Source organism: Cytophagia bacterium CHB2 (assembly GCA_030263535.1).
Classification (GTDB): Bacteria; Zhuqueibacterota; Zhuqueibacteria; order Zhuqueibacterales; family Zhuqueibacteraceae; genus Coneutiohabitans.
Window position 1 is genome coordinate 22,173 of record SZPB01000019.1, and the last position, 10,072, is coordinate 32,244.

General features: G+C 54.4%; 12 protein-coding genes and 1 pseudogene. 3 read left to right on the forward strand and 10 right to left on the reverse strand.

Annotation, left to right across the window (positions count from 1 at the left end; all coding sequences use genetic code 11):
* Positions 1 to 18: 18 nt before the first annotated feature.
* Complete coding sequence (gene hrcA / locus FBQ85_03745) at positions 19 to 1,089, reverse strand: heat-inducible transcription repressor HrcA (GenBank protein MDL1874270.1); 1,071 nt, start codon at positions 1,087 to 1,089, stop codon at positions 19 to 21.
* Positions 1,090 to 1,471: 382 nt separating this feature from the next.
* Here hrcA and FBQ85_03750 point away from each other — a divergent pair, with 382 nt between their 5' ends.
* From FBQ85_03750 to FBQ85_03760, 3 genes are all read left to right on the forward strand, one after another.
* On the forward strand, positions 1,472 to 2,146 hold the full coding sequence (locus FBQ85_03750; protein MDL1874271.1) for a helix-turn-helix transcriptional regulator: 675 nt from the start codon (positions 1,472 to 1,474) through the stop codon (positions 2,144 to 2,146).
* Positions 2,143 to 2,661: a hypothetical protein gene (locus tag FBQ85_03755; GenBank protein MDL1874272.1), complete on the forward strand. Its 519-nt coding sequence runs from the start codon at positions 2,143 to 2,145 to the stop codon at positions 2,659 to 2,661. The genes FBQ85_03750 and FBQ85_03755 overlap by 4 nt, the downstream gene beginning before the upstream one ends.
* Positions 2,662 to 2,730: 69 nt before the next feature.
* Positions 2,731 to 3,576 (forward strand): hypothetical protein, encoded by an 846-nt coding sequence (locus tag FBQ85_03760; protein MDL1874273.1) that lies wholly within the window; start codon positions 2,731 to 2,733, stop codon positions 3,574 to 3,576.
* Positions 3,577 to 3,902: 326 nt separating this feature from the next.
* On the opposite strand, the gene FBQ85_03765 is transcribed toward FBQ85_03760, so the two are convergent.
* The 9 genes and pseudogenes from FBQ85_03765 to FBQ85_03805 form a co-directional block, all read right to left on the reverse strand.
* A complete protein-coding gene (locus FBQ85_03765; GenBank protein MDL1874274.1) occupies positions 3,903 to 4,406 on the reverse strand; it encodes a DUF309 domain-containing protein in 504 nt (167 codons plus the stop codon).
* On the reverse strand, positions 4,285 to 4,677 hold the full coding sequence (locus FBQ85_03770) for a 4Fe-4S dicluster domain-containing protein (GenBank protein MDL1874275.1): 393 nt from the start codon (positions 4,675 to 4,677) through the stop codon (positions 4,285 to 4,287). Before FBQ85_03770 ends, FBQ85_03765 begins: the two co-directional genes overlap by 122 nt.
* Before the next feature lie 177 nt (positions 4,678 to 4,854).
* A pseudogene (locus tag FBQ85_03775) lies at positions 4,855 to 5,001 on the reverse strand (hypothetical protein).
* Positions 4,983 to 5,411, reverse strand: coding sequence for an HNH endonuclease (locus FBQ85_03780; protein ID MDL1874276.1), 429 nt, complete (start codon positions 5,409 to 5,411; stop codon positions 4,983 to 4,985). The pseudogene FBQ85_03775 and the gene FBQ85_03780 overlap by 19 nt, the downstream one beginning before the upstream one ends.
* A complete protein-coding gene (locus FBQ85_03785; GenBank protein MDL1874277.1) occupies positions 5,408 to 5,842 on the reverse strand; it encodes a hypothetical protein in 435 nt (144 codons plus the stop codon). The genes FBQ85_03780 and FBQ85_03785 overlap by 4 nt, the downstream gene beginning before the upstream one ends.
* 24 nt (positions 5,843 to 5,866) lie before the next feature.
* Positions 5,867 to 7,156, reverse strand: a complete 1,290-nt coding sequence (gene eno, locus FBQ85_03790) for a phosphopyruvate hydratase (GenBank protein ID MDL1874278.1) — start codon at positions 7,154 to 7,156, stop codon at positions 5,867 to 5,869.
* A 498-nt stretch (positions 7,157 to 7,654) separates the two neighbouring features.
* Positions 7,655 to 9,073, reverse strand: coding sequence for a pyruvate kinase (gene pyk, locus FBQ85_03795; protein MDL1874279.1), 1,419 nt, complete (start codon positions 9,071 to 9,073; stop codon positions 7,655 to 7,657).
* A gap of 194 nt (positions 9,074 to 9,267) precedes the next feature.
* On the reverse strand, positions 9,268 to 9,699 hold the full coding sequence (locus tag FBQ85_03800; protein MDL1874280.1) for a hypothetical protein: 432 nt from the start codon (positions 9,697 to 9,699) through the stop codon (positions 9,268 to 9,270).
* 23 nt (positions 9,700 to 9,722) lie between these two features.
* Entirely contained in the window at positions 9,723 to 9,923 is a 201-nt protein-coding gene (locus FBQ85_03805; protein ID MDL1874281.1) for a hypothetical protein, read from the reverse strand.
* Positions 9,924 to 10,072: the final 149 nt, after the last annotated feature.

Sequence of the window (10,072 nt, forward strand, 5' to 3'; positions counted from 1 at the left end):
CGGCTGGGCCAGGCGGGGTTAGTTGCTCGCCCCTCCGCCGCTCACTTCTTCGGTTAAAATATTGCTCAGGGCCTTGGCCATGAAATCCACCAACGACACGACTTTGGAGTAATGCATGCGCGTCGGGCCGAGCACGCCCAGCGTTCCCGAAACACTGCCGAGATGATAGGACGTCGTAATCAAGCTGCAATACTTGATCAATTCATCACGATTTTCTTCTCCGATGGCAATCGACAAATCACCCATCGTTTCGTTGTGCTCGAACAGGTGAATCAAAATTTCCTTGCTTTCGAGCAAATTGAGCACATTGGAAAGCTTTTGCTGGTCGAAAAATTCCGGCTGCACCATGATATTGTTCGTGCCGCCAAAATGAAAGCTGCGATGCCCGGCGCGATCCAGATGCGGTATGATCGATTGCGCCACGGTGAGCACCAGCTCCGCATTCGGCACATCGAGGTCGCGAATGCGATCGTCCAGCGTGCGCTTCATATCCTGCAAATTCAAGCCGTGCAAACGTTCGTTGATCACCGCGGCCATTTGTTCCAGCACTTCGCGCGAGACTTCCGCCTCCATCTTCAACAAGATCGTCCGCACCAGGCCGGATTTGATGCTGAGCACCATCAAGACTTTTTTCTCGGCGATCGGCACCAATTCGATCTTATCGAAGATGCCTTGAAAAAAACGCGGCGAAAGCACGACGCCAAGCTGATTGGAAACGCGCGCCAACACTTGCGAAGCGGCGTCGAGAATAACGTCCACCTCCTTCGATACGCGCGTCAGTTGATCCGTAATTTTTTGCTTTTCGGTTTCCGACAAAGCCTCGACGCCCATGAGAGAATCGACATAAAAGCGATAGCCTTTGTCCGTAGGCACGCGCCCGGCCGAGGTGTGCGGATGCGTCAAATATCCGCGCTCCTCGAGATCGCCCATCACGTTGCGAATCGTGGCGGGACTCAACGTCATCCCGACTTTTTTAGAAATCATGCGCGACCCAATGGGAACGGCGCTATGCACGAAATTCTCGACGATCAAATTCAAGACCAGCCGTTCACGCTCGGTCAATGTCTCTGTTTTTTTTATAGCATCCATTTCGAGTGCAAAGAGTAAATGTCAGAACGGATCAGCCGTTAATCGCAAAAGCGCGATTGTCATTTATCTTCCCCGAAAGTCGGCCGCCGCTATGAATCTTTTAAACAAAGGCGGCGATGCTTGACAAGCTTCAATTTGGATGAGGAAGATACTACTTTTGACTCCGCTAGTCAAGGAAAAATTCCCCTGCCATCTCGCAGATGTTACAGAAAAACAATTCGTTGATGGCATTGCCCATTCACCCAGACGCCATCGTCCCGAATCGCACAAGTCCCCCGAAACCAGGTCTATGAACTGCTGATTATCCAACATTCTCAGGATTAGAGCCATCCGAATCAAAAATTTTTCTTGACAAATTATTTTTTCGGTATTACTTTCTGCCATGACAACTCACGCCCAAGCCTCTTTTAACGTTGTCGGTAATGCGACCACCGCGGCGGCTTTGCTCAACCCTTTGCGGCTGGAGATTCTCGAACGCTTGCGCGAGCCCGACTCCGCCTCCGGTTTGTCCCGGCAGATGAATTTGCCGCGGCAAAAACTGAATTATCATCTGCGCGAGCTGGAAAAGCACGGCCTAATCGAACCGGTGGAAGAGCGCCGCAAGGGTAACTGTGTCGAGCGAATCATGCGCGCCACCGCGCGGCACTATCTCATCAGCCCGCAAGCGCTCGGCAATTTGGCCACCGAGCCCGGTCAGGTTCAGGATCGCTTTTCTTCAACCTATCTCATTGCGGCAGCCGCGCGCGCCATTCGCGACCTGGCAACCTTGCGCGCCGGCGCGGAAAAAACCGGCAAGCAGCTTCCAACTTTCACGCTGGAAACGAATGTCAAGCTGGCTTCGGCGACTGATTTAAACGCCTTCACCGAAGAATTGGCCAATACGGTTGCGCGCTTATCGGCGAAATATCACAACGAGCACGATAGCCGCGGCCGCGTCTTCAAGTTTATCATCGGATCCTACCCAGCCGTTACGCACGCGGAAGAACCATCTGCCGCAGATTCAGCAACAAAAACACAAATCGCCGGTAAAATTTCGAAGAAAGGAGACCCCGCATGAAGCACAGCAAACTTGTCCTGTTGGCAATCGGCCTCGTCTCGTTGCTGGCATATTTGGTATCGGCGCAAAACACCGCCGCTCCAGCGCGCGCCGCACATGCCTTCGACAAACTCAAAACCTTGGCCGGTGATTGGCAAGGTACCAGCTCAGACGGCAAAATGCGAACCGTTTCTTATCAATTAGCCGCCGGAAGCACAGCGCTGGTGGAGACTCTCACGCCCGAAGGTGAACCGAGCATGGTCAGTCTCTACCATCGCGACGGCGAGACCCTGATGATGACGCATTATTGCTCGGCCAATAATCAGCCTCGTATGCGGGCAGAAATTCCCCCGGGTGACCTGAACACTTTGGAATTCGTCTTCGTCGACGTCACCAATCTCGCCAAGCCTACCGGCGGCCACATTCATGGCCTCACACTGACTCTCGAAGATGCCGACCATCTTGCACAAACTTGGACTTGGCGTGAAAACGGCAAAGAGGTTTCGGATACATTCACACTCAGCCGCAAAAAATAGCGGCGCTGCCTGAGAAGCAGTGCGATCTCGATAACATACCCTTGGCTTTGAGTCGAAAGGAATCAAATCATGACAGACGCAATCTCCAAACCGAAGACGCGCGACATCGAGACGGAGGTGGAAATCAACGCGCCGGTGGAGGCGGTGTGGAAGGCGCTCACGGATGCGGAGGAGTTGACGCGCTGGTTTCCGCTCGAGGCCGGCACGAATCCCGACGGCACGTTGCGCATGTCATGGCGCGACGAGTTTTGTTGGGATAGCCGCATCCAGATTGCCGAGCCGCATCGCCATTTTCGCATCGCCTCGGTTGAGCGTTTGGCGGATCAACAACCCGCGCCTGACGCGACTGAGCGCAGCGTGACAGTGGCGCAGCCCACGGCAACCGATTTCTTTCTGGAAGCGCGCGGCGGCAAAACCGTTCTGCGCTTGGTACATTCGGGATTTTCAGCGGACGCGGAATGGGATGCGTTGTATGACGGCACACGCCGCGGCTGGAAATTTCAGTTATGGAGTTTACGCCATTATCTGGAAAACCATCGCGACACCCCGCGCGAAACGGCCTATGTGCGGATTTTTCTCCAAAAACTGTCGCGGCATGAGGCCTGGCAGCGCCTCTTCAGCACAAACATGCTGGCGCGCGAGGGGACAATTGAAAATCTCCGGCCCGGCGGGCGTTATGCCCTGCGAACAGCAACCGGCGATTATTTCGAGGGCGTGGTACAAACGTTTAATCCGCCGCAAGAATTCAGCGCAACCGCGGAGAATTTCAACAACGGCATCTTGCAGGTGCAGCTCGATGCGCTTTTCAACTATCGCGATGTGAATTTCTATTTGTTCACGTACGGCATTCCCAAACAAGAGGTGAGTGCAATCGAATCGCGCATGCGTGGCCTGTTGCGCAAATTGGAGGATTAAGGCGGGATTCTTCAAGCAGGTTGCCGCCGCACAGCGGAACAGCGTTGAAACAATTTTTGTTTATCTCAAACCGCGAATGAACGCAAATCGGCGCAAATTTCTAGGACGAAGACACGTTCATGTTTGGCCAAAACAATATTTTTCCTTGTCATTCAGGAGGAATCCTGTGAAGTCCTGCGATGGTGTATGTACTTCACAAGATTCCGCATCGCGAGACGATTAGAATAAAGTACACATGTTGATCTCGCGCTATCCGTATTCGCGTTTATTGAAGCTCCAGAAAACGATTATAAGCCAAAACAAAAGCCCTTTGATGGACATCGCCATCAAAGGGCTTTTTTGTGTTCATGCTCTGCGGCCCAACCTAGCGGCTGCAACTCTTGCACAACCCAACGCTCACTCTCGTCGCTTTCAATATGCCCGAGCAAGGCGTGCAGATAATCACGAAATGCGCCGAGCGCCAGCCCGGCAAAATCCAGCGGGGCAACGTCCAACTTCACCAGCGCATTCTTGAGATGCTTGATTGCGCCATGCCGGATGCCGCGTTTGAGTTGATGATGCGCCGCCGCGACCTGAATCAAACCTTGCACGAAAAAGCGCCACGGTTCGTCATGGCGCTGCCAAATTTGCTCCCAGGCTTCGTGCGATTCCCAGAACTTGCCAGCATTGAACAGCGCCACACCGTGCGCGAGATCGGCGCGATCCTGCTCACTCAGCTTCGGCGTGAGCTGCGCGGCGTGCGGGGGCGCCGGCCGTAGCCGGTACCGGCTCGACGATTTCTCCGAGAACGGTGCGGATGGTCCACTCTTCGGCTTTGTTGTAGGCCTCATTGAACTCCAGCATCGAGATCGTTTCCCACGGGCAGTATTTCGCGCACAGCGTGCAGCCGATGCACAGGGTCAAATCCACTTCCACCAGCTTGTGCACCGTGGGATTCTCGGGATCCGGCCCCGGCACCACCAAAATGCAATCCGGCGGACAAAAATCAATGCACACCATGCAACCGGTGCAGCCGGCTTGATTGATCACTGCAAGCTGCTTAGGCCGACGTGTTTTGCGCAGTTGAATCGGTTTGTCGTATTTCGGATCTTTCAGCGCCATGCCATCTCCAGCCGTGAGGGTTCGCGGTTAGTTGATTTGCTCTGCCGCGGCTTGGCCGCGGCATGACTGACGGCAACGAGGAATCAAACTTCCAAAACTAGTGAGCCGCAATTTAAGATTCTGGCAGTGAAATGCAATTTGTTTTTGCTGTGCCGCTTTCTGCGCGAAGGTACTTGATCAACGTTTCACCGCCGCGCGCCCGGGAAACTTCGCGCTTTCGCCCAGCAGCTCCTCGATGCGCAGCAATTGGTTGTACTTGCAAATGCGGTCGGTGCGCGAGGCGCTGCCAGGGCCACCCCGCGTCCTTATTCTTCCGGCGGCCACCAGCCGGCGGCCACCCAAAGACGGCGGGCAACAACAATCTCGGGATTGTTCAATCGCAAAGCCATGACCGTCACCCGGCCAACCGGTGTTAATCCGCGAATCAATGCTCCGCTTTCATCCCAACCGAAATGTTCGTCCCACAACTGGGTTCTTGGATTAAAAAATCGCGTGCGCTTGCCGGTAGCAGGATCAATAGCATGTGTCTGCACTCCCTTGAACTCATTGCAGCGCCGGCAAGCGAGCCACAAATTATCCTCACTTGACGGGCCGCCACGACTTTGGGGATGAATGTGCTCGATGGTCATGCGCTCGCCGGTTAGTTCCTCGGACCGCAAGCAATAACCGCAGCGATATTGCGCGGCGTCTCGAACACGGCGGCGCAGACTCCGCGAAATACTCTGCCTTTTCACTTCGTTTTTCCACGCGCGTGTTTGCGCATCTCCGCCAACGTGGGTAGACGTTTTCCCCGAAAGCGCAGCAACACGGCTGCACGGGCTTTGCGCAACATGACACGATCGGCGTCATGCTGCAAGGCGGCCAACGCTGCGCGTTCTGCCTCCGTCAGTTTTGCACGCTTGCTCTTTTGAAGCAAGCGTTGCAATTTCCGTTGCTGCTCGGCGGGCACTTGATCCAGCATAACCCGCCAGAGCGCGCCATCGTTCAATTTTTCCAGCGCGGCCAACTCTGCGGTTAACGCCGGCGACAGGCCCTCCAAAGGAGGAAGCAAAGCCCGTAATGCGTGCACCAAAACTTCGCTTAGACGCCGTCTCGTAGCCTCGGCTGACCGTTGTGCTGATTTATAAACGGATTCCGGCAACTCCAGTGTTACTGTTTGTGTCATGATCTCGCACCTTGGAGATAAACATCACAATGACTGTTTCACCGCCGCGCGGCCGGGAAACTTCGCGCTTTCGCCCAGCATCTCCTCGATGCGCAGCAACTGGTTGTACTTGCAAATGCGGTCGGTGCGCGAGGCGCTGCCGGTTTTGATCTGGCCGGCATTGGTGGCCACCGCGATGTCGGCAATCGTGGTGTCTTCGGTTTCGCCGGAGCGATGCGAGATCACGGCGGTGTAACCGGCGCGATGCGCCATGTCGATCGCGGCCAGTGTTTCACTGAGCGAGCCGATTTGATTCACCTTCACCAAAATCGAATTGCCCACGCCCTGCGTAATGCCGGATTGCAAACGATTGGTGTTGGTCACGAAAATATCATCGCCCACCAGTTGCAGCGAGTTGCCAAGTTTTGCCGTCATTTCTTTCCAGCCGGCCCAATCATCTTCGGACAGACCGTCTTCAATCGAAATGATGGGGTATTTCTTGACCAGGCCGGCGTAGTATTCGATCATCTCGGAAGAGCTCAGGCTGCGCTTTTCCGATTTCAGTTCATAGACTTTGCGCTCTTTGTTGTAAAACTCGCTGGCGGCCGGATCGAGCGCGATGCAAAAATCCTCGCCCGCTTTCAAACCCAGCGCCTCCGCGGCCTGCACGATCACCATCAACGCTTCTTCATTCGATTTCAAATCCGGCGCAAAGCCGCCCTCGTCGCCCACCGCGGTGTTGTAGCCTTTCTTTTTTAATACGGACTTCAGGCTGTGAAAAACTTCCGCGCCCATGCGCAGCGCTTCGGCAAAGCTTTTCGCGCCCACCGGCATGATCATGAATTCCTGTAGATCGACGTTGTTATCCGCATGCGCGCCGCCGTTGATGATGTTCATCATGGGCACGGGCAGCGTGCACGCGCTCACCCCGCCGAGATATTGAAACAACGGCAAATCACTCGCGCTCGCGGCGGCCTTGGCAGCGGCCAGCGACACGCCCAAGATCGCATTCGCGCCGAGCTTGCTTTTGTTCTCGGTGCCGTCCAGCGCTATCATGGCGCGGTCGATCAAAAGCTGTTGCGTCGCTTCCAATCCCACAATCTCCGGGGCAATCACTTCGTTCACATTTTTGACGGCTTGCAACACGCCCTTGCCGTTGTAGCGCTTCGGCTCTTTGTCGCGCAACTCGATGGCTTCATGCTCGCCGGTGGAAGCGCCGCTGGGAACGGCCGCGCGGCCGACAATACCATTCTCCAAAATCACATCGACTTCAACCGTGGGGTTACCGCGCGAATCCAAAATTTCACGGCCATGAACTTCAACAATAGTCGTCATACGATCTCCTTGCAAAAGGTAAAGCCATTCTTTTTTCATTTACTGGACTTGGCCAGCTCATTTGACGAAATTTTGCTAACAAACGCTTTTCTGAAATAAAGCAGTTAACTTTTCAAAGTTAGAATAAAATTCTAAGTTTTCACCAACTGATAGATTAAGACCAACGGATGAAAAAAAAAGCTTCATCCGTTGGATTTAATCTATCAGTTGGGCCACCCGAAGGGCTGCGGTTATCAGCTTGCCTGAAAATCTGCTGTAAGCTTTTAGCCACTGATTGACACTGATCTACACGGATTTCAGAGTTTTCATTTTGAGAGAACCCCTTTTAACACACGGAAAATAATCAGTGAAAATCCGTGTGAATCCGTGGCTAAAGAAAAAGTGCTCGACATCGAAACGAGCGCCTGCAAAGCGTGTTGCTCAATCTAAAATTGTAACGATGAAAATCAAGGCAAATGCCAAAGCAACATGAAAGTGTTTGTAAAAACGTTGGTTCGTTCAATCCACCATTTCCACTTTCAGCAAATTGGTTTTGCTGGCCGCGCCGGGCGGCAGGCCGGCGGCGATGATCACCCGGTCGCCGACCTCGACAATGCCGTGGCGGAGCGCGATCTTTTTGCATTCGGCAATCAACTCATCCGTTTGTTCATGCTCTCGCTCAATGAAAACCGAATACACGCCCCACACCAGCGCCATTTGCCGCGTGGTTGCCACCACCGGACTGATGGCCACGATCGGCACAGCCGGGCGATAACGCGCAATCATACCCGCGGTCGCGCCGCTTTGCGTGGGCGTGATGATGGCCTTGACCTTCAGCTCAGCGGCAATCGCTACAACGGCGTGGCTGATGGCCGCCGGGATTGTGCCTTCGCCTTTGGTGCGTTCGACCGGCAGCCAATTTTTTGCCGAGAGCCGGGTTTCGGCCGCGCGCAGGATGCGATCCATCACACGCACGGTTTCCACGGGATGCTTGCCTACCGCAGTTTCTTCCGAAAGCATGACGGCATCGGTGCCGTCGAGTACGGCATTGGCAACGTCCGTGGCTTCGGCGCGTGTGGGCCGCGGCTCATCAACCATCGACTTGAGCATCTGCGTGGCCGTGATCACCGGCTTGCCGAGCTGATTGCATTTTTCGATCAACATCTTCTGCACCAGCGGCACGCGTTCCAGCGCCGTCTCCACCGCAAGATCGCCGCGCGCCACCATCAGGCCGTCGGTGAGCGCAATGATGCCGTCAATTTTTTCCAGCGCCTCATGCTTTTCAATTTTGGCGATGATGGGCGTGACGCGGCCGATTTGGCGCATCAGCTCGCGCAACTCAGAGAGATCTTCGGCTTGCCGCACGAACGACATGGCCACAAAATCGACGCCGGCCTGCAAACCGAAACGCAAATCATCTTTATCCTTTTGGGTCAAGCCGCTCACGCGCAGCGAGCGCTTGGGAAGATTGATGCCCTTGTGCGAATCCAGCAGGCCGCCGTTGATCACGCGGCATCGAATGTCGTGGCGATCGGCCTGCAACACGCGCAATTCCAGCGCGCCGTCGGCGAGCAGGATCACATCGCCCACCTGCACTTGTTCGGGCAAGTCCGCAACCGAAATCGACACTTCCTGTTCATTGCCAACAACCGAACGATTGGTGAGCGTGAAGATCGCGCCGTCTTGCAATTCAACGGGCGCTGCCATTGCACCGATGCGAATCTTCGGGCCGGAAAGATCCTGCAAGATCGCGATGGGTTGCTGTTTCTTTTCCGCGGCTGCGCGAATCAAGTTGATGCGGGTTTGATGGCCTTCATGATCGCCGTGTGAAAAATTCAAGCGCGCGACATTCATGCCCGCGTCAATCAGCGCCGCAATCATTTCGGGCGATTCCGTTGCCGGACCGAGGGTGCAAATAATTTTTGTGCGTCGGAGAATCACGTTGAGTCAATCAAGATTATGCGAACGGCACATTTGAGGTCAGAAGCAAAGCTTTTAGCCACTGATTGACACGGATCTGCACGGATTTTTTTTCTGAAAGAACTATTTTTAACCGTCAACAAATCCGTGAAAATCCGTGTTCATCTGTGGCCAAAGAAAAAGTATCCGGTAATGAAATTTCCGCCAACCACTCATCCCCGCTGCAGCAACACCAGCCCGATCATGCACAAAACCAGTCCAACCGTTTTGGGCCAGGACCAGCTTTCTTGAAACGCGAACGTTCCAATCGGCAAAAGAATCAGCGCCAGCAGCACGCTGGCAATAAGCGCCGCGACATTGATCTGCCAGCCCGCGCGATAAGCCAGCAAAAATCCAAACTCAATGCCGACAATCCCAATGCCCACGAGGATGCTGCTCCAGTTGAGTGTGCGCAGAGCGGAGAGAAAAGTCGTGCCCGACAAGTATTTTGGCAATAAAAACAAACTTACGGCAATGGCGACGACATACGACACAATCACCGAAGCCAGCGGATTGGCGTTGTGCGGAATGGATTTCTGCGCGATGTGATAAATGATGTTGCCGGCGACAATCACCGCCATCGCAATCCAAAAAATCGATACCATGTTTTCTCTCGCGAGGATCCGGTTCAGTTTTGTCCCCGGCCGGCGCGCCATCGCGCAAGCGCTTGCGTGAGGCCCGCGCCTCCGGCCATGCCGCTGAAGAACAAGGTCAGAACTTCCACCAGCCGAATGGGGCTGCCCACGAGGTTGAAGCCAGCATAAAGCGGTACGGCCAGCGTAATCACAGTTGCAAAAATTGCTAGTGACGGGGATTTTCGTTTGATCATGGCGCCGTGTTCGTTTGTTCTTCGATAGAATTCGGTTTTTCGGGATCAGCCAGCCGGTCAAAATGAATCCAAATGATGCGTGCCTGGCGGCAAATCAACGGAATCAGCGGCAGATAAAAAATCATTGCCGGCGCCAGCACGAGGTATTC

Coding starts and splice junctions, on each gene's coding strand:
- FBQ85_03760 (MDL1874273.1), top strand. CDS start 2,731: ATGACAGACGCAATCTCCAAACCGAAGACGCGCGACATCGAGACGGAG.
- FBQ85_03785 (MDL1874277.1), bottom strand. CDS start 5,842: ATGACACAAACAGTAACACTGGAGTTGCCGGAATCCGTTTATAAATCA.
- hrcA (MDL1874270.1), bottom strand. CDS start 1,089: ATGGATGCTATAAAAAAAACAGAGACATTGACCGAGCGTGAACGGCTG.
- FBQ85_03755 (MDL1874272.1), top strand. CDS start 2,143: ATGAAGCACAGCAAACTTGTCCTGTTGGCAATCGGCCTCGTCTCGTTG.
- eno (MDL1874278.1), bottom strand. CDS start 7,156: ATGACGACTATTGTTGAAGTTCATGGCCGTGAAATTTTGGATTCGCGC.
- FBQ85_03765 (MDL1874274.1), bottom strand. CDS start 4,406: ATGAGGCCTACAACAAAGCCGAAGAGTGGACCATCCGCACCGTTCTCG.
- FBQ85_03770 (MDL1874275.1), bottom strand. CDS start 4,677: ATGGCGCTGAAAGATCCGAAATACGACAAACCGATTCAACTGCGCAAA.
- FBQ85_03805 (MDL1874281.1), bottom strand. CDS start 9,923: ATGATCAAACGAAAATCCCCGTCACTAGCAATTTTTGCAACTGTGATT.
- FBQ85_03800 (MDL1874280.1), bottom strand. CDS start 9,699: ATGGTATCGATTTTTTGGATTGCGATGGCGGTGATTGTCGCCGGCAAC.
- FBQ85_03750 (MDL1874271.1), top strand. CDS start 1,472: ATGACAACTCACGCCCAAGCCTCTTTTAACGTTGTCGGTAATGCGACC.